Source organism: Duganella callida (assembly GCF_004614165.1).
Taxonomy (GTDB): Bacteria; Pseudomonadota; Gammaproteobacteria; order Burkholderiales; family Burkholderiaceae_D; genus Rugamonas; species Rugamonas callida.
Genome location: NZ_SPVG01000146.1, coordinates 33295 through 52262, shown reverse-complemented (window position 1 = coordinate 52262; position 18968 = coordinate 33295). Strand labels below are relative to the sequence as shown.

Here is an 18968-nt window from a genome sequence, read left to right as displayed (position 1 = left end):
CGGCTTACGCATGAGAGGGGGACATGACTCTGCAGCAAGCAAGAATCACTCCAGTAATTTGGATGTGCATGCGCAGATTCTACGGCACAAGTCCCGCATACTGCCAGCGTCACACCTGCCCTTGCATACCCCAGCGGCGCACGGTAATCGTTTCCAGTGGACGGAATACCACGTTTTCCGCCAGTAGGCCGATCAGGATGACGGCGGCCAGGCCGGCGAAAACCTTGTCGGTGTACAGCTCGTTGCGGTTCTGGAAAATGTACCAGCCCAGCCCGCCCTGGCCATTGGTGGTGCCGAACACTAGTTCGGCCGCGATCAGCGTGCGCCAGGCGAAGGCCCAGCCGATCTTCAGGCCGGACAGGATGGATGGCAGCGCGGCGGGTACCAGGATGTGCAGCACCAGCCGCAGACCATGCAAGCCGTAATTGCGGCCGGCCATGCGCAAGGTTTCCGGCACGGCCTGGAAGCCGGCAGAGGCGCCCAGCGCCAGCGGCCACAGCACGGCGTGGACGATCACGAACAGCAGGCTGGCCTTGCCCAGGCCGAACCAGAGCAGCGCCAACGGCAGCAAGGCGATGGCCGGCAGTGGGTTGAACATGGCGGTCAGGGTTTCCAGCAAATCGCGGCCGATGCGGGTGGAGGCGGCCAGCGCGGTCAGCGCGAAGGCCGCAACAATGCCGGCCACGTAGCCTTGCAGCAGCACCGCCAGCGTGATGCGCACCCGCGCCAGCAGTTCGCCGCTGGCGATGCCCTGGAAAAAAGCTTCCGTAGTCTGCACGAAGCCCGGCAGCAGCAGATCATTGGCCTGCCAGCGCGCGACGGCTTCCCAGGCGATGGCCAGCAGGACCAGGATCAGCAACTTGCGCAGCCAGGCTTGCTGCCAAACGCGCCGTACCAGCGGCAGTCGGGGCCCGGCTGCGCGCAGCACTGGCGGCGCGACGGTGTATTCGTATTCCTGGCGGATCGGCGGGTCGAGGATGAGACTCATGGCGCGGCGCTCCAGTCAGGCGATGCCGCTTGCCCGGCACGCTCAGCATGGGTAGCCGCCTGCGCGGGTCCGACAGGGTTGAACAGCAGGTTGTGGATGCGTTGCGTGGCGGCCTGGAATTCAGGGCTGCCGGCGCTGGCCAGGTCGAACTGGTGGCTGTTCAGCTCCGCCCGCACCTGCCCCGGATGCGGCGACAGCAGCAGGATGCGGTTGCCGACCACCAGCGCCTCTTCGATCGAGTGCGTGACGAACAGCAGCGTGAAGCGCAGCTCTTCCCACAGGCGTCCCAGTTCTTCCTGCATCTTGCGGCGCGTGAGCGCGTCGAGCGCGGCGAACGGTTCGTCCATCAACAGCACATCGGGCTGCATCGCCAGTGCGCGGGCGATGGCCACGCGCTGCTTCATGCCGCCGGACAGCGTGTGCGGATGCGCATGTTCGAATCCGCCCAGCCCCACCCTGGCGATCCAGTGCGCCGCCCGCTCGGCCGCCTCGTGGCGGCTGACGCGTTTGGTCATCAGCAGCGGGAACATCACATTCTCCAGCACCGATTTCCACGGCGGCAGCTGGTCGAATTCCTGGAACACCACGATGCGGTCCGGCCCCGGCCCGTCGACCGGCGCGCCGTTGATGCTGATGCTGCCGGCACGGGGGCGCACGAAGCCGGCCGCTGCCTTCAGCAGCGAGGACTTGCCGCAGCCGGAAGGTCCGAGCAGCACGAACCGGTCGCCGCGGTAGACATCGAAGCTGACATTGTGCGTGGCGCGCGTACTGCCATATTCCAGGCTGACGCCTTCCGCGCGCAGCAGCGGTGCGATGCCGCCGGTCGGACTGACAATCTGCAGACTCATGATCCGGCTGCGATCACAGGATCGTCAAAGAAATAATCGCGCCAGCTGGCCGGCTGCTTCTTGATGGCGCCGACGCGGTACAGGAACTGCGCCAGACCATAGGTGTTCTGCGGCGCCACGCTGAAATTCACCTGCGGGTTCCTGATGATCTTCAGCAGCAGCTCACGATCCACCCTGGCCTTGCTGACGCGCAGATAGGTATCGGCCGCCGCTTCCGGATTCCTGCTGATGTACTGCGCCGCTTCCGCCAGCGCGGCGGTGAAGGCGCGGTAAGTCTTGGGATTCTCGTTGCGGAATTTCTCGGTGGCGTACAACACCGTGGCGGAACTCGGGCCGCCCAGCACATCATAGGAATTCAGCACGATATGCGCATTCGGATTACCCGCCAGCTCCTGCTCCTGGAACGGCGGATTGCCGAAGTGGCCGTTGATCTCGGTGCCGCCGGCGATCAGCGCCGCCGCCGCATCCGGATGCGGCAGGGTCTGCGTATATCGATCGAGCCGCGCGAACTCCTTGTCGCCCCACTGCTTCGCTGCCGCGTACTGCAGGATGCGTGACTGCACCGACACCGTCACCGCCGGCAGCGCGATGCGGTCCTTCTCGCTGAGGTCGGCGATGGTCTTCACCTTGGGATTGGTGCTGACCAGGTAGTAAGGGAAGCTGCCCAGCGACGCCACGCCCTTCACATTCTGTTTGCCATTGGTGCGGTCCCAGATGGTCAGCAGCGGCCCGACGCCGGCGCCGGCGATATCGATGGCGCCCGACAGCAAGGCATCGTTCACCGCCGAGCCGCCCGACAACTGCGTGCGTTCGACCTTGATGTCGAGGCCCAGCTTTTTGCCCTGCTTCTCGATCAGCTGTTGATCCTGTACCACATTGAGCAGCAAATACACCACGCCGAACTGCTCGGCGATGCGGATGCGGCCTTCGGCCTGCGCGGGATTGGCGACGGCGAGGCTCAGGGCCAGGGCAGCGGCGGTGAATCGGAACATGGATATCCTCTGACGGTTAGAAAGGCACATCGCCTTCAATGGTGGTGCGGTACAGCTTGCGGCGCAGGTGATCGGGCGTGCCGGCCGCCAGATGCATCAGCGAGCGGTTATCCCAGAACACCATGTCATGCGGCTGCCAGCGGTGGCGGTAGACATGTTCCGGCTTGACGCTGTGCGCGAACAGTTCGGCCAGCAGCGCCCTGCTTTCGGCTTCGGCGAGACCAACGATGCGCGTTGTGAAATGCTCGCTGACGAACAACGCCTTGCGGCCCGTCTCCGGATGGGTGCGCACGACCGGATGCAGTACCGGCCTGACCTCATCGATCTGCGCCTGCGTCAACGCGGGACGGAACGGGCTGCGGCGGCGCAGCTCCTCGTACTGGGCCAGATAACTGTGCTCGGCACGCAGGCCCTGCACCGCATTGCGCAGCGCGGCCGGCAGCGTGTCGTGGGCCAGATGCATGTTCGCGAACAAGGTATCGCCGCCTTCGGCCGGCAATTCCTGCGCGTGCAGCATCGAGCCCAGGCTGGGCGCCTCCTTGTACGACAGATCGGAATGCCAGAAGTGGCCGGCGTCGCCGAGACCGACCGGCTTGCCGTCCTCGATGATATTGGAAATGATCAGCACCTCCGGGTGGGAGGGCAGCTGGAAATTGCGCAGCACATGGATCTGCAACGGCCCGAAACGGCGGCTGAAATCGACCTGCTGCTGAGGCGAGATGCGCTGGCCGCGGAACACCAGCAGATGGTGATCGAGATGCGCCTTGTGGATACGCTGAAAATCCCGCTGCGACAGCGGGCGATTCAGATCGAGCCCGATCACTTCGGCGCCCAGCGGCGCATCGAACAACTCGACCTGTAAGGAATCCTGAAGAACGGCAGCCATGACGCACTCTCATGAAAAGATGTGCGATACAGTCTATGCCGCCGTCCCCGTTTAGAAAACGAAGCTTATTTGATATCGATATGCGGGATTTGATGCCTAGCGAGGAAGAACAAACCTGGCTTCCAGTCGATACAGAAGATCAAAAGTGTTCATCCAATCCAAGCCGAATTCTTTACACAGGTTTTCGTCGCGGCGTTTACCGGATGGTGCGACGCTGGAAATTCCGGTACTGCCTATCACCGACATCCAATATCAGGCAGGGGCAAATATTCCTGCGCAGCGTGCTCCAAAAATAAAGAGCCAAACGGAACGTGGCCAGACTGGCCCAAATCTGGGCCTGGCGGAATGTCGGCTTACTCTGCCCTGCTTTCCCATGCGATCACCATTTCCTCATCAACGGAAATGTTTTAGGCGACCTCGGCCTCAGTCAGGCCGGCTCTGCGGCGAGACCAACTCATCAGACTGGGATTAACGAGTGCGTGAGTCATATTGCAAACAGATTAATTCATTACGACTGTGCTGTCAGTCGTATTTTTGCACCACGGAGGGATCGGGCAGGATTTGCTCCGGCCAGGAATAGCCGGAGCGGGAGGTTTTGCTTACGCCTGAACTTCGTACTTGGCCAGACGGTTGGCCACCGCCGGGGCCAGCTGGTCGCGGGAGCTGATGGCGATGCCCATGTCCTGCAGCTTGCCGTCGTTGATGCCGTAGACCCAGCCGTGCACGGTCAGTTCCTGGCCGCGGTCCCAGGCATCCTGCACGATGGTGGTGTGCACCACGTTGGTCACCTGCTCCACCACGTTGAGCTCCACCAGGCGCTCCGAACGCTTTTGCTCGTTCAGCACGGTGCCCATGTAGCGCTCATGCTTCTGGTGCACGTCGTGGATGTGGCGCAGCCAGTTGTCGACCAGGCCCACGCGGGTGCCGGTCATGGCGGCGTGCACGCCCTTGCAGCCGTAGTGGCCGACGATGATCACGTGCTTGACCTTCAGCACTTCGATGGCGAACTGCAGCACCGAGAGGCAGTTCAGGTCCGAATGCACCACCACGTTGGCGATGTTGCGGTGGACGAAGACGTCGCCCGGCGCCAGGCCCAGCAGTTCATTGGCCGGCACGCGGCTGTCCGAGCAACCGATCCACAGGTATTCCGGCGCGGCCTGTTTGGCCAGCCGCTGGAAGAACTCGGGGTCGCGCTCCACTTCCGATTCGGCCCAGCGGCGGTTGTTCTCAAGCAGGCCACGCAGGGGGGATGTGCTGTTTTCCAGACTTTTCATGATGCTCCTCTCGTACATAAAGAGACCGCCGTTCTGCCCGAAGACATGGCGGCGGTCCTGATACTCGCTGGCTCGGATGACGGCAACTTACTCGAAGAAGTCCTTCACCTTGTCGCGCCAGGTCTTGGTCTGCGGGCTGTGCTTGGAGCCGCCTTCGGTGGTCGATTTCTCGAACTCCCGCAGCAGTTCCTTCTGACGCTCGGTCAGCTTGACCGGCGTCTCCACCGCCACGTGGCAGAACAGATCGCCCGCGAAGCCGGAACGCACGCCCTTGATGCCCTTGCCCTTCAGGCGGAAGGTCTTGCCCGACTGGGTCCCTTCAGGAATCGTAAACGCTACTTTACCAGACAATGTCGGCACCTCGATTTCGCCGCCCAGCGCCGCCTTGGCGAACGAGATCGGCATTTCGCAATGCAGGTCGTCGCCCTCGCGCTGGAACACCGCGTGCGGCTTGATGTGAATCTCCACGTACAGGTCGCCCGGCGGCCCGCCGTTGGTGCCCGGTTCGCCGTTGCCCGACGAGCGGATGCGCATGCCGTTGTCGATGCCCACCGGGATCTTCACTTCCAGCGTCTTGTTGCGCTTGATGCGGCCCTGGCCGGCGCAGGCGGCGCATGGCTCGGGGATGATCTTGCCGGTGCCGTGGCATTTCGGGCAGGTCTGCTGGATGCTGAAGAAGCCCTGCTGCATGCGCACCTGGCCGTGACCGCCGCAGGTGGTGCAGGTGACCGGCGAGGTGCCCGGCTTGGCGCCGCTGCCGTGGCAGGTATCGCACTTGTCCCACGACGGCACGCGGATGGTGGTGTCGAAGCCGTGCGCGGCCTGTTCCAGGGTGATTTCGAGGTTGTAGCGCAGGTCGGCGCCGCGGTACACCTGCGGCCCCGAGCTGCGGCCGCGGCCGCCGCCAAAGATGTCGCCGAAGATGTCGCCGAAGGCGTCACCGAAACCGCCGCCAAAGCCGCCACCGCCGCCGCCCATGTTCGGATCGACGCCGGCGTGACCATAGCGGTCATACGCCTCGCGCTTTTCCGGATTGGTCAGCATCTCGTAGGCTTCCTTGACTTCCTTGAATTTCTCTTCAGCCTCCTTGCTGTCCGGATTGCGGTCCGGATGGTATTTCATGGCCAGTTTGCGGTAGGCCTTCTTGATCTCGTCTTCCGACGCGCTTTTGGAGACACCCAGTATCTCGTAGAAATCACGCTTTGCCATAGTTGGTCGGGACCTTGCTATTTACTCTGTACTGTTTATGCGAAAAAGCCGAGCCGGCACCGCTCACACGGCCACACGGCTCGGCTTGCCGTTCCCGCATGCGCGGGAATGACGCTTACTTGCTGTCTTTTACTTCCTTGAAGTCGGCATCGACCACGTCGTCCTGCTGCTTGGCCTGCTCGGCGCCGGCGCCTGGCGCGGCGCCCGCGTCGGCGCCGCCGGCGGCCTGCTGGGCCTGCATGTCAGCGTACATCTTCTCGCCCAGCTTCTGCGAAGCGGTCGACAGTGCGGCCACCTTGGCGTCGATGTCGGCCTTGTCGCCCGACTTGATCGAACCTTCCAGGTCGGTGATCGCGGCTTCGATCTTTTCTTTCTCGCCGGCGTCCAGCTTGTCGCCGTACTCGGTCAGCGACTTGCGGGTCGAGTGCACCAGCGCGTCGGCCTGGTTGCGCGACTCGGCCAGTTCCTTGACCTTCTTGTCTTCCTCGGCGTTCAGCTCGGCGTCCTTCACCATCTTCTGGATTTCATCTTCGGTCAGACCGGAGTTGGCCTTGATGGTGATCTTGTTTTCCTTGCCGGTGGCCTTGTCCTTGGCGCCCACGTGCAGAATACCGTTGGCGTCGATGTCGAAGGTCACTTCGATCTGCGGCGTGCCGCGTGGCGCCGGCGGGATGCCTTCCAGATTGAATTCGCCCAGGCTCTTGTTGCCGGCCGCGATTTCACGCTCGCCCTGGTAGACCTTGATGGTCACGGCAGGCTGGTTGTCGTCCGCGGTCGAGAACACCTGCGAGAACTTGGTCGGAATCGTGGTGTTCTTCTGGATCATCTTGGTCATCACGCCGCCCAGGGTTTCGATGCCCAGCGACAGCGGGGTCACGTCCAGCAGCAGCAGGTCCTTGCGCTCGCCCGACAGCACGGAGCCCTGGATGGCGGCGCCGACGGCCACGGCTTCGTCCGGGTTCACGTCCTTGCGTGGATCCTTGCCGAAGAACTCCTTGACCTTTTCCTGCACCTTCGGCATACGGGTCATGCCGCCGACCAGGATGATGTCATCGATGTCCGACACTTTCACGCCGGCGTCCTTGATGGCGATGCGGCATGGCTCGATGGTGGCGTTGATCAACTCTTCCACCAGCGATTCCAGCTTGGCGCGGGTCATCTTCAGGGTCAGGTGGACCGGCGCGCCGTTCGCCATGGCGATGTACGGCTCGTTGATCTCGGTCTGCTGCGACGACGACAGTTCGATCTTGGCGCGCTCGGCCGATGCCTTGATACGCTGCAGCGCGATCGGGTCCTTCTTCAGGTCCAGGCCGTTGATCTTCTTGAATTCGTCGATGATGTAGTCGATCACGCGCTGGTCGAAGTCTTCGCCGCCCAGGAAGGTGTCGCCGTTGGTCGACAGCACTTCGAACTGCTTTTCGCCATCCACGTCGGCGATTTCAATGATCGAGACGTCGAAGGTACCGCCGCCCAGGTCGTACACGGCGATCTTGCGGTCGCCCTTTTCCGTTTTGTCCAGGCCGAAGGCCAGCGCGGCCGCAGTCGGCTCGTTGATGATGCGCTTGACGTCCAGACCGGCGATACGGCCGGCATCCTTGGTGGCCTGGCGCTGCGAGTCGTTGAAGTAGGCCGGCACGGTGATGACGGCCTCGGTGACTTCCTCACCCAGGTAGTCTTCCGCGGTTTTCTTCATCTTGCGCAGCACTTCCGCCGAGATTTGCGGTGGCGCCAGTTTCTTGTCGCGCACGCCGACCCAGGCGTCGCCGTTGTCGGCCTTGGTGATCGAGTAAGGCATCAGGCCGATGTCCTTCTGCACTTCCTTCTCGTCGAACTTGCGGCCGATCAGGCGCTTGACGGCGAACAGCGTGTTTTTCGGGTTGGTCACCGCCTGGCGTTTTGCCGGCGAGCCCACCAGGATTTCACCATCTTCTTGATAAGCAATGATAGATGGCGTCGTGCGTGCGCCTTCGGCATTCTCGATGACCTTAGGTGTGCCATTTTCCATGATGGCAACGCAGGAGTTGGTGGTTCCCAGATCGATACCGATAATTCTACCCATGATGTTCTTCCTTATTTGCTAGAGTTCAGATGGTACTAATATGTGGAAAACGGCTATCTTTTCAAGAGCTTGAAACTATCGCCGCAATAGTATTTACTTTGCCTGCGCGGCGGTGACGATGGCCGGGCGCAGCAGGCGGTCGGCGATCATATAACCTTTCTGCAACACGGCAACCACCGTGTTGGCTTCCTGCTCGGCCGGCACGACGGCCACGGCCTGGTGCTTGTTCGGGTCCAGCTTTTCGCCCTGTTGCGGCACGATTTCCACCAGGCGGTTGCGCTCGAACGCGGCGGACAGCTGCTTCAGCGTCATTTCCACGCCTTCCTTCAGCGATTCCAGGGTCGGCGCCTCGACTTTCAGCGCCATTTCCAGGCTGTCCTTGACCGGCACCAGCGCTTCGGCGAAGCTTTCCACGGCAAATTTATGGGCCTTGCTCACGTCTTCCTGAGCGCGGCGGCGGATGTTTTCCCCGTCGGCTTTGGCGCGCATGAACGCGTCGTGCATCTCGGCCAGCTTGGCTTCGGTGGCCGACAGTTGCTCTTCCAGCGACTGCTGCTGCGCCTGTTCCGGGGTCGATGGTGGGGCCGACGCAGCGGCTTCTGCCGCCTCTGGATTAGGGGGTACGGCCTGGTTTTCCTGATCTTGCATCTAGAGACTCCTACAATCGTATTAGTTTGACATTACTTTTCTTACCGATGTGGCAGCAAATGGGGCAGTAACCTACTTTTTTCAAGGGCTTTTTGCGCCTGTCGTTTAAACAACATCGGCAGTAATCAGGCGGCTATTTTAACAGGCTGGCACTCGTCACCCGCAAGTGCTGATTATCGGGTGACGGCGTGGGAGGAATGGAAATGTTGCTTTTCAGTCGGCGGCGCCGAGTTGCAGGGCGGCGGTACGGCCGGTTTCGGCGTCTTTCTTGCGCTGCTCGCGCTCGGACGGAGCCAGCTGGGTCGGCCAGCCGATGATGTGCTGCTCGGCGATCTCGGCCAGCGCGCCGATCCAGGCCGGCGCGGCGTTCAGGCAGGGAATGTAGTGGAAGTCCTGGCCGCCGTTGGAGATGAAGTCGTGGCGCACTTCCATCGAGATTTCTTCCAGCGTTTCCAGGCAGTCGCTGATGAAACCGGGGCAGATCACGTCGATGCGCTTGACGCCGTCGCGCGCCAGCTGGATCACGGTGGGCGCCGTGTACGGCTGCAGCCACTCGGCCTTGCCGAAGCGCGACTGGAAACTGACCACGTACTGCTCCGGCTTGAGTTTCAAGGCGGCGGCCAGCAGGCGCGCGGTTTTCAGGCATTCGCAGTGGTAGGGATCGCCAAGCATCAATGTGCGCTTGGGCACGCCGTGGAAGGACATCACCAGCTTGTCCGGCCGCCCATGCTGCTCCCAGTGATTGAGCACCGATTGCCGCAGGGCGCGGATATACCCCTCATGGTCGTGGTAATTGCGTACGAAGCGCAGCTCGGGGATGTTGCGCACCGAGCCGTAGTGCTGGAATACGGCGTCGTAGATCGAACCGGTGGTGGTGCCCGAGTATTGCGGATACGCCGGCAGCAGCAGGATGCGCTCGCAGCCGTCGGTCTTCAGCTTGGCCAGCACCTCGGGCAGCGACGGCGAGCCGTAGCGCATGGCCATCGCCACGGTCAGGTCCTTGTGGCCGCGCGCCGCCAGCGCGGCATGCAGCTGCCTGGCCTGCCCGGCGGTGTAGGTCCGCAGCGGCGAGCCCTCCTCGGTCCAGATCGACGCATATTTCTTGGCCGACTGGCCCGAGCGGAACGGCAGGATGATCAGGTTGAGGATGAACCACCAGATAGCCTTGGGAATCTCCACCACCCGCGGATCGGACAGGAACTGCTTGAGATAGCGGCGTACGGCGGAACGGGTCGGCGCATCGGGCGTGCCCAGGTTGACCAGGACGATGGCGCTGCGGCTGACAGTGCCGTGCTTGTGGGAAGGTTCGGTTTGGAAGGTCATGAGTGGCTGTAGGTAATTACCGTCAGCCACTATCTTAATGTATAAGCTTGGCAACCGCGACGGCAATCGGCCCCATCACGGCGGCGAGTGCAAAAGCTGTCGCAATGAACCACTTCAGCAAGCGGGTTTCCAGCGCCGCCAGATCTCAGGGAGTGTCTGCGCGATATCAAGAAGCCAGCAGCTCGCGGGCGTGTTTGCGGGTGGTGGCGGTGATCTCCAGACCGCCCAGCATGCGGGCGATTTCTTCGACGCGCGATTTGGCGTCCAGCACGTCGATGCGCGAGGCGGTCTTGCCGTTGTCCAGCGTGCCCTTGGCGACCTGGAAGTGCTGGCCAGCCTGACTCGCCACCTGCGGCAAGTGGGTCACGCACAGCACCTGGCGCTCCTGCCCCAGACGACGCAGCAGACGGCCGACCACTTCCGCCACGCCGCCGCCGATGCCGCTGTCCACCTCGTCGAAGATCAGCGTCGGTACCGTGGTGGCGTTGGAGGTGATCACCGAGATCGCCAGCGAGATGCGCGCCAGCTCGCCGCCCGACGCCACCTTGGCCAGTGGCCGTGCCGCTACGCCGGCATGGCCGGCCACCAGGAATTCGACCTGCTCGACGCCGTACGCCGCCGGCTCGCACGGATGCAACGCCACCTCGAAACGGCCGCCGGTCATGTTCAGTTCCTGCATCGCCCTGGTGACGGCGGCGCCCAGCTGCCCGGCGGCGCGCGCGCGCGTGGCCGACAACCGCTGCGCCTCGCCCAGATACGCGGCCTTCAGCTTTTCTTCCTGCTTGCGCAAGCCTTCCAGATCGGTGGCATCGGCCAGTTGCGCCAGGCGCGACGCCAGCTTGGCGTGTTCTTCGTGCAGCTGCTCTTCCGGCACACGGAACTTGCGCGCCGCCGAGTGGATCGCGTCCATGCGCGCTTCCACCGTGCGCAGGCGCTGCGGGTCCAGATCGACGCGGTCGAGATAATCGTTGAGCGCATACACCGCTTCCTGCAGCTGGATGCGCGCCGGCTCGATCAGCTCCACCACCGCGCGCAGGCCGCTGTCGATGTCGGCCAGCTTGCCCAGCTTCTGGTTCAGCGACGACAACTGCGACAGGATCGGATGATCTTCCGCTTCAGAGATCACCGCCAGCGCTTCCTGCGCGCCCTCCAGCAGACTGGCCGCGTGCGACAAACGGCTCTGCTCATTGCTGACCTCCGCCCACTCGCCCGGCTTGACCGCCAGCTTTTCCAGCTCGTTGACCTGCCATTCCAGGCGCTCGCGTTCATACAGCACATTGGCCGCGTTGGTCTCGAATTCCTCCAGCTGCCGCGCCAACGCGCGCCACGCCTTGTACGCGACAGACACCGCCTTCGCTTCGCCATCGGCGCCGGCCTGACCGTCCAGCAGCGCGCGCTGCGCATCGGTCTTCATCAACGACTGGTGCGCGTGCTGGCCGTGGATGTCGACCAGCAGGTCGCCCAGCTCGCGCAGCTGCGCCGCCGTGGCCGCGATGCCGTTGATGTAGGCCTTGCTGCGGCCGGCGTTGTCGATCACGCGGCGCAGCAGCGCGCCGTCCTCCTCGGCCGCGAATTCATGCGTCGCCAGCCACGCGCGCGCCTGCGCGCTGACGGCGAAATCCGCCGTGATGTCGGCCTTGGCCGCGCCTTCGCGCACCACGCTGGCGTCGCCGCGGCCGCCCAGCGCCAGCGTCAGCGCATCGATCAGGATCGATTTGCCTGCCCCGGTCTCGCCGGTGAACACGGTGAAGCCGGCTGAAAATTCCAGTTCGATGGTATCGACAATAACGAAATCACGGATGGACAGGGTACGCAGCATGTGATGGTGTGTGGTTAGTTGAGTTTGCCCTCACCGGACGGATACTCGTTCCAGTGCAGCTTTTCGCGCAGCGTGTGGTAGTAGCTCCAGCCGTCCGGATGCAGGAAACTGATCGTGTGCGGCGAACGCCGGATCACGATGCGGTCCTGCGTCTGCAGGCTGGCGAAGGTTTGCATATCAAAATTGACGCTGACATCGCGCCCGCGCATGATCTCGACCACGATCTCGCTCGATTCCGGCAGCACGATGGGGCGGTTGGACAGCGCATGCGGCGCGATCGGCACCAGCACGATGCCGCCCAGCGACGGATGCAGCAGCGGTCCGCCGGCGGACAGCGCGTAGGCGGTGGAGCCGGTCGCGGTCGAAATGATCAGGCCATCGGAGCGCTGGTTGTACATGAACTGGCCGTCGACCTCGACGCGCAACTCGGCCATGCCGGCGCCGGTGCCGCGCGAGACCACCACGTCGTTGACCGCCATGCCGACGTGAATCGAGACGTCGTTGCGCAGCACACTGCCTTCCAGCAGGGTGCGGCGCTCGGCCTTGTAGCTGCCGCTGAGGATACGCGCCAGCACGTCCAGCATGCCTTCCAGCGGAATGTCGGTCATGAAACCCAGCCGGCCCTGGTTGATGCCGATCAGCGGCACATCGAACGGCGCCAGCTGGCGCGCGATGCCGAGCATGGTGCCGTCGCCGCCCATGACGATGGCGGCGTCGCAGCTGGCGCCGATGGCGGCGGCGTCCATCACCTGCACGTCATCGAAGCGCAGGTCGAGGTGCGCGGCGGTCTGCTCCTCGAACACCACCTGATAGCCGCCCTGCTGCAGGAAGTCGACCAGGCTGCGCACCGGTTCGGCGATGCCGTCGGTATTCTGGCGCACGACCAGGGCAATGGTGTGGAAAACAGCGTGGGTGGCGGTCATAAAAATCTCGGCTAGGGGCCATGGGCGGCGACACGCAGCAGGTTAACCCATAACGCCGCCTTGTGCCATCCTCCGCTGGCGTCGCCACTGTACATTTAAACAGTGCTCAATGCAAGCGGAGCAAGGGGATGACGCTCAGTGGCCCACCGTCATCACGCCCAGCGCCGCCGACGCCATGATCGCCAGCATCAGCGCGATCAGATAGGCCAGCATCAGCAGCACCCAGCGCCAGAAGGTGCCGAAGCGGCCCTTGTGGTAGACGCGGCGCATGGCCCACGGCAGATAGGCGATCATCCAGCACCACAGCGCAAACTGCAGCAGGCCGTAATGCGCGAACAGGATCACGCTGAAGATCAGGAAGGCGAAGGCGTTGGTGTGCAGCGCGAACAGCATATGCTCGCCGAAGCCGCGCCCCGAGCCCAGGTACAGCACCTTGAGGAACAGCGCGAACACCGGCATCAGGCAAAAGATTGCGTACGGCGCGTAGTGCAGCATGCCGTTCTTGAAGGCTTTCAGCTGTTCCTCGGCCGGCAGCTGGTTGAACGCATGCCACTGATGCCGCAGCGTGGGCCAGCCGGCCAGCTGGCCGTCGATGTATTCCTCGCTGATGTTGTCGTGCTTGTCGATCTCGATGGCCTTGGCGGCGCGGGCTTCGGACTTGGCGTCTGCCTCGCCCATGTCCTTCATGGCGGCCCCCACCGCCGTTTCCGCCGCTGCGCGGCTGCTTGCCTCGGCCGGATCTTGCGGCGTGGCCGATCGGACTTCGCGTGCGGCGGTGTCGGCCAGCACGCGGGCCGGCGCCACCACCCTGGCGGCCGTGGTGTCGCCCTCGACCTTGGTCTCTTCATGCTCGCCGCCGCCGAACTTCAGCAGCGCGAAGAACAGCACGCTGAAGGTCAGGTACAGCCGCAGCGGCTGCACGTAGCGTACCCGCCGGCCGCGGATGTATTCGTTGGTCAGCTCGCCCGGCTTGAGGATCAACCGGCGCAGCGAGCCCCACAGCTTGCCTTCCAGCGCCACATAGTGGCCGATGAACTCGTGCAGGAATTCGCGCGTGCTGGCCGCATGCAGCACCGCCTCCTGGCCGCAGTGGGAGCAGTAATGGCCGCTCAGCGGCGTTTCACAGTTGGCGCAGTTCGACAGCGGGACAGCGTGGCTCATGCAAGAAATCCTGACGATGGAAGGTGCTCTGAATGATAAACGACTTCGCTCCGAAGTTGTCAAAATTCAATCTGGCGACCGCCCCGAACCCAACCCGCTAAGATGGACCGCAACCACATGGAGGCCGTCATGAAAGACCAGCACGTCAATACCGACGCCAAAGTAAAGGACGATGGCGTCAAGCGCATGCCGCACGAGCGCGATGAAGCGCCCGATGCGCTGCAGGGCAACAAACAGCACAGCATCATCCAGCAGGCCGCCACCGACATCGACAGCGGCCTGGTCGACACCGACCTGCACAACCAGCGCGGCGTGCAGAAACCGCGCAGCGACGCCCAGGCGCAGCCGCAACCGCACACCAAACGCGACTAACAGGAGTCCCCGACCATGCAGCACCGTACCGCCCTCGTCCTTACGCTGACCGCCCTGCTGGCGCCGCAACTGGCGCCGGCCCAGTCCTATCAGGTCGGCTATGGTCCCAATCCGCAATTGCCGGAACCGGACCGCAAACTGATCCCGACCGTGAACGTGGCCGACACGGCGCCATGGTCGGCGGACCAGAAGCCGATGGCGCCGGCCGGTTTCAGCGTCAGCGCCTACGCCGGCAATCTCGACCATCCGCGCTGGGTCTACGCCCTGCCGAACGGCGACGTGCTGGTGGCAGAGACCAACGCGCCGCCCAAGCCGGACGACGCCAAGGGCATCAAGGGCGCGGTGATGAAGCACATGCAGAAAAAAGCCGGCGCGGTGACCGAGTCGGCCAACCGCATCACCCTGCTGCGCGGGCTGGACGGCAAGGGCGCGGCGCAGACCAAGACCGAATTCATCAAGGGCCTGAATTCGCCGTTCGGCATGGTGTTGGTGGGGAATAACCTGTACGTGGCCGACACCGACGCCGTGCTGCGCTTCCCCTACAAGGAAGGCGAGACCAGCATCGCCACCCAGGGCACCAAGGTGATGGACCTGCCGGCCGGCACCATCAACCACCACTGGACCAAGAACATCACGGCCAGCCCGGACGGCAAATTCCTGTACGTGACGGTGGGCTCCAACAGCAACGTCGCCGAAAACGGCATCGAGGCCGAACAGGGCCGCGCCGCCATCTGGCAGTTCGAGATCGCCACCAGCAAGTCGAAGGTGTACGCCTCCGGCCTGCGCAATGCCAACGGCATGGGCTGGGAACCGCAGACCAAGACGCTGTGGACCACCGTCAATGAACGCGACGAGCTGGGCAACGACCTGGTGCCCGACTACATGACCTCGGTGAAGGAAGGCGGCTTCTACGGCTGGCCGTACAGCTACTTCGGCCAGCACGTCGACAAGCGCGTGTCGCCGCAAAAGCCCGAGCTGGTGGCCAAGGCCATCGTGCCCGATTACGCGCTGGGCGCGCACACCGCCTCCCTGGGCCTGACCTTCTATGACCACACCTTATTCCCGCAGCCGTATCGCGGCGGCGTGTTCATCGGCCAGCACGGCTCGTGGAACCGCAAGCCGCACAGCGGCTACAAGGTGGTGTTCATCCCGTTCAGCGGCGGCAAGCCGTCCGGACCGCCGCAGGATTTCCTGACCGGCTTCCTCAACAAGGAAGACAAGGCCCAGGGCCGGCCGGTGGGCGTGGCGGTGGACAAACAGGGCGCGCTGCTGGTGGCGGACGACGTCGGCAACACCATCTGGCGCGTGGCGCCGGTGGCGGCAAAAACCGCCAGCCGCTGATAAAATCCTTGTCCGGTTTCACCACTCACAAGGATTAACGATGCGCATACTGCACACCATGCTGCGGGTAGGACACCTGCAGCGCTCGATCGATTTTTACACCAAGGTACTCGGCATGAAGCTGCTGCGCACCAGCGACAATCCCGAGTACAAATACTCGCTGGCCTTCCTCGGTTATGGCGCGAATCCCGATCACGCCGAGCTGGAGCTGACCTACAACTACGGCGTCGACAGCTACGACCTGGGCACCGCCTATGGCCACATCGCGATCTCGGCCGAGAACATCTACAGCGCCTGCGAAGCGGTGAAGGCCAACGGCGGCACCGTCACGCGCGAACCGGGACCGGTCAAAGGCGGCACCACGGTGATCGCCTTCGTCACGGACCCGGACGGTTACAAGATCGAACTGATCGAGCGCAGCTTCGACGGCGCCGGCGCCGGCCTCACCGCCTGAGCCGCCCCGCCACATACGCGGCGGCAAACGGGATCAGCATCGGATACAGGCTCCACACGGCGCGGCCATCGACGCGCACGCACAGCGCGGCGTAGAGCGGCGGCAGCGCCATCAGCAGCAGCAGCGATTTCAGCGGCTGCAGCGCCGGCGCCGCGCGGCGCATGCCCAGCAGCGCCAGCGGCAGCACCACGCCGACGCCGGCCGCAATCGAGGCCAGCGAGCGCACATCGTGCAGCGCCGCGATCACCGAGCCGATGCTGGGCGCCCAGACATAGCTGGGCAGCCCCGGCAGCAAGTACCAACGTACCGCCAGTATCCAGGTGCCGGCCAGCGCCAGCGCCGCCAGGCCCTGCGGCACGGCGATGCGGCGCATGGCCAGCAGCCAGACCAACAGCAGGATATTCTCTTCCCGCACGGCGGTGGCCAGCAACCCGGCCAGCGCAGCCAGCCAAGGCTGACCCGACAGCACAGCCAGCACGAACAGTGCGCGCATGCAGATGGCGGCCGGATCGGACAGCAGATAAGGCGCGTACCAGAACGTCGGTACGGACAGGATCAGCAGCAGGCCGGCGATCAGGGCGGCCTTGCGGCCCGCGCCCACCCGCTGCATGGTCAGCGCCAGCAGGACCGCGGCGCCACTCATGTACAACCAGTTGACCAGTGCAAAACTCTGGCGGGTGTCGCCGACGATGGCGGCCAGCCCGGCGGCCGAGGCCGGCGCCAGCAGACGGTAAGGGAAAGGCGCGCGCAGTTCGCTGAACGGCACTTCGCCGCGCAGGTAGCGGGCGGTATTGAAGTAGGCCAGCGAGTCTTCGACCGTGCCGCCCCAGCGCCAGATCATGACGAACAGCGCCAGCCCCGCGAATGCGGCGGCCAGCGCGAACCATTGTTGTGTGGTGAAAAGTGCAGAGCGCATGCGGGCCATATTTGACTATTTACTAACGAACAGCCCGCATGGTAACGCTTGTTTGACTTTTAGTCCATGGCCGGCAGCGACGGCTTGAGCAGGTCGGCGATGCCGATACGTTCGGCAAACTCTTCGCGCACGCGCTCGGCCACTTCGGTCACCGCCGTCACGCCGTCATCGGGAAAATCGATGATGGAGCGGAATGGACGGGCGCCGTGCGGCAGGCCGACGATGCGGGCGATCTCGTCCGCCACCGCCGCCGGATCGGCCTCCGGCGGCATCATCGCGGTCAGGCGCGCACCGACCTGGTCCATCAGACCGTGGTAGCGGGCATCGTAGGCGGCGCTGGTCGCGGCGTCGGCCGGATGGCCGGCGTTGGCGAAGTGGTCGGTCCCCGAAGTGAACGCCCCCGGCACCACGATCGACGTCTCGATATTGAAGCGCGCCAGTTCATACGCCATGGTCACCGCCACCGAATCCATGGCCGCCTTGGCCGCCGCGTACGGCCCCAGGAAGGGCGGGAAGCCGCCGCGCGTGGTCGAGCTGCTGACCCACAACACCAGCCCCTGCTGCTGCCGGCGCATCAGCGGCAGCACCGCCCTGTTGACGCGCTGGGTGCCGAGGAAATTGGTGTCGAACACCTTGCCGATTTCCTCCGGCGTAAAGGCCTCGGTCGGGCCGATCACCAGGTGGCCGGCGTTGTGCACCACCACATCCAGCCGGCCGCGCTCGGCCACGATGGCGGCCACCGCCGCATCGGCCGAGGCCTGCGACAGCACATCCAGTTCCACCGCGCGCACGTCGGCGCCATTGGCGAAGGCCCAGTCGCGCAGTTCGCGCACCTTGGCGGCGTTGCGGCCATGGATGTCGCGCATCGAGGCATACACCGTGTGGCCGGCCCGCGCCAGCGCCTTGACCGAGAGGTGGCCGATGCCGGTGCCCGCACCGGTTACCAGAACGATAGATTTGCTCATGATGGTCTCCTTACACCATGCCGCCGTTGGCGCGCAGCGTCTGGCCATTGATCCAGCTGCCGTCCGGACCGGCCAGGAAGGATACGGCGCCGGCGATGTCTTCCGGCTGGCCCAGGCGTTCCAGCGGCGCCATCTTGGCCAGGCGTTCGATCAGTTCCGGCGTTTTACCGTCGAGGAACAGCGCGGTGGCGGTCGGGCCGGGCGCCACCGAGTTGACGGTGATGTTCTTGCCGCGCAGTTCCTTGGCCAGCACCGAGGTCATGGCTTCCACGCCGGCCTTGGTGGCGACGTAGGCCGAGTAGCCGGGCAGCAGCGTGCCCACCAGGCTGGACGAGAAGTTGATGATGCGGCCGCCACTTTGCAGCTTGGCGGCGGCTTCGCGCATGGTGTTGAAGCTGCCCTTGAGGTTGACGGCCACCAGGCGGTCGAAGGTGTCGTCGTCGGTGGCGCCCAGGTGCGGCAGTTGCGGCGGCATGATGCCGGCATTGTTCACCAGCACGTCGACGCGGCCGAGCTGGCCGATGGTCTGGTCGAACAGGGCACGCACGTCGGCGGCCTTGGCAACGTCGGCCTGGATGGCGATGGCGGTGCCGCCGTCGGCGGCGATGGCGTCGACCACCTTGCCGGCTTCGGCCGCATTGCCGGCGTAGTTGACGACCACGGCAAAGCCGTCCCTGGCCAGGCGTTGAGCGATGGAAGCACCAATGCCACGGGATGCGCCGGTCACGATAGCTACTTGTTTCATGGTCTTGCTCCTTCAAAGTTGGTTGCGATGGAGTCAGTATGCTCT

18 protein-coding genes are annotated in these 18968 nt (G+C 64.1%); 3 read left to right on the top strand and 15 right to left on the bottom strand.

Annotation, left to right across the window (positions count from 1 at the left end; all coding sequences use genetic code 11):
• Window positions 1–109: 109 nt before the first annotated feature.
• The 12 genes from E4L98_RS14275 to E4L98_RS14220 all read right to left on the bottom strand — a co-directional run bounded on the left by E4L98_RS14275 (window position 110) and on the right by E4L98_RS14220 (window position 14130).
• Window positions 110–988, bottom strand: coding sequence for an ABC transporter permease (locus E4L98_RS14275; RefSeq protein ID WP_135202220.1), 879 nt, complete (start codon window positions 986–988; stop codon window positions 110–112).
• Complete coding sequence (locus E4L98_RS14270) at window positions 985–1836, bottom strand: ABC transporter ATP-binding protein (RefSeq protein ID WP_135202219.1); 852 nt, start codon at window positions 1834–1836, stop codon at window positions 985–987. The genes E4L98_RS14275 and E4L98_RS14270 overlap by 4 nt, the downstream gene beginning before the upstream one ends.
• On the bottom strand, window positions 1833–2828 hold the full coding sequence (locus E4L98_RS14265; RefSeq protein WP_229257393.1) for an ABC transporter substrate-binding protein: 996 nt from the start codon (window positions 2826–2828) through the stop codon (window positions 1833–1835). Before E4L98_RS14265 ends, E4L98_RS14270 begins: the two co-directional genes overlap by 4 nt.
• A 16-nt stretch (window positions 2829–2844) precedes the next feature.
• The gene (locus E4L98_RS14260) at window positions 2845–3714 is read right to left on the bottom strand and encodes a TauD/TfdA dioxygenase family protein (RefSeq protein ID WP_135202217.1); all 870 of its coding nucleotides are present in this window, start codon (window positions 3712–3714) and stop codon (window positions 2845–2847) included.
• A 599-nt stretch (window positions 3715–4313) separates the two neighbouring features.
• On the bottom strand, window positions 4314–4988 hold the full coding sequence (gene can / locus E4L98_RS14255; protein WP_135202216.1) for a carbonate dehydratase: 675 nt from the start codon (window positions 4986–4988) through the stop codon (window positions 4314–4316).
• Window positions 4989–5075: 87 nt separating this feature from the next.
• On the bottom strand, window positions 5076–6197 hold the full coding sequence (gene dnaJ, locus E4L98_RS14250; RefSeq protein ID WP_135202215.1) for a molecular chaperone DnaJ: 1122 nt from the start codon (window positions 6195–6197) through the stop codon (window positions 5076–5078).
• 115 nt (window positions 6198–6312) lie between these two features.
• Complete coding sequence (gene dnaK / locus E4L98_RS14245) at window positions 6313–8256, bottom strand: molecular chaperone DnaK (RefSeq protein ID WP_135202214.1); 1944 nt, start codon at window positions 8254–8256, stop codon at window positions 6313–6315.
• A gap of 93 nt (window positions 8257–8349) precedes the next feature.
• Complete coding sequence (grpE, locus tag E4L98_RS14240; RefSeq protein WP_135202213.1) at window positions 8350–8904, bottom strand: nucleotide exchange factor GrpE; 555 nt, start codon at window positions 8902–8904, stop codon at window positions 8350–8352.
• A gap of 213 nt (window positions 8905–9117) precedes the next feature.
• The gene (gene hemH, locus E4L98_RS14235) at window positions 9118–10227 is read right to left on the bottom strand and encodes a ferrochelatase (RefSeq protein ID WP_135202212.1); all 1110 of its coding nucleotides are present in this window, start codon (window positions 10225–10227) and stop codon (window positions 9118–9120) included.
• Window positions 10228–10393: 166 nt separating this feature from the next.
• Entirely contained in the window at window positions 10394–12046 is a 1653-nt protein-coding gene (recN, locus tag E4L98_RS14230) for a DNA repair protein RecN (protein ID WP_135202211.1), read from the bottom strand.
• 14 nt (window positions 12047–12060) lie between these two features.
• A complete protein-coding gene (locus E4L98_RS14225) occupies window positions 12061–12969 on the bottom strand; it encodes an NAD kinase (RefSeq protein WP_135202210.1) in 909 nt (302 codons plus the stop codon).
• Window positions 12970–13104: 135 nt separating this feature from the next.
• Complete coding sequence (locus E4L98_RS14220; RefSeq protein ID WP_135202209.1) at window positions 13105–14130, bottom strand: DUF3667 domain-containing protein; 1026 nt, start codon at window positions 14128–14130, stop codon at window positions 13105–13107.
• A 129-nt stretch (window positions 14131–14259) separates the two neighbouring features.
• On the opposite strand from E4L98_RS14220, the gene E4L98_RS14215 reads away from it, so the two are divergent.
• Genes E4L98_RS14215 through gloA form a run of 3 tightly spaced genes read left to right on the top strand, consistent with a single transcriptional unit; the run spans window position 14260 to window position 16297 of the window.
• Entirely contained in the window at window positions 14260–14502 is a 243-nt protein-coding gene (locus tag E4L98_RS14215; RefSeq protein WP_135202208.1) for a hypothetical protein, read from the top strand.
• Between the two features lie 15 nt (window positions 14503–14517).
• Window positions 14518–15843, top strand: coding sequence for a PQQ-dependent sugar dehydrogenase (locus E4L98_RS14210; RefSeq protein ID WP_135202207.1), 1326 nt, complete (start codon window positions 14518–14520; stop codon window positions 15841–15843).
• Window positions 15844–15883: 40 nt separating this feature from the next.
• Complete coding sequence (gene gloA / locus E4L98_RS14205) at window positions 15884–16297, top strand: lactoylglutathione lyase (protein ID WP_135202206.1); 414 nt, start codon at window positions 15884–15886, stop codon at window positions 16295–16297.
• Here gloA and E4L98_RS14200 read toward each other — a convergent pair.
• Genes E4L98_RS14200 through E4L98_RS14190 form a run of 3 tightly spaced genes read right to left on the bottom strand, consistent with a single transcriptional unit; the run spans window position 16287 to window position 18923 of the window.
• Window positions 16287–17213: a hypothetical protein gene (locus E4L98_RS14200; RefSeq protein WP_135202205.1), complete on the bottom strand. Its 927-nt coding sequence runs from the start codon at window positions 17211–17213 to the stop codon at window positions 16287–16289. The two genes, gloA and E4L98_RS14200, sit on opposite strands and share 11 nt — an antisense overlap.
• A gap of 59 nt (window positions 17214–17272) precedes the next feature.
• A complete protein-coding gene (locus tag E4L98_RS14195) occupies window positions 17273–18178 on the bottom strand; it encodes an SDR family oxidoreductase (RefSeq protein ID WP_135202204.1) in 906 nt (301 codons plus the stop codon).
• Between the two features lie 10 nt (window positions 18179–18188).
• The gene (locus tag E4L98_RS14190; RefSeq protein WP_135202203.1) at window positions 18189–18923 is read right to left on the bottom strand and encodes an SDR family oxidoreductase; all 735 of its coding nucleotides are present in this window, start codon (window positions 18921–18923) and stop codon (window positions 18189–18191) included.
• Between the last annotated feature and the right edge of the window lie 45 nt (window positions 18924–18968).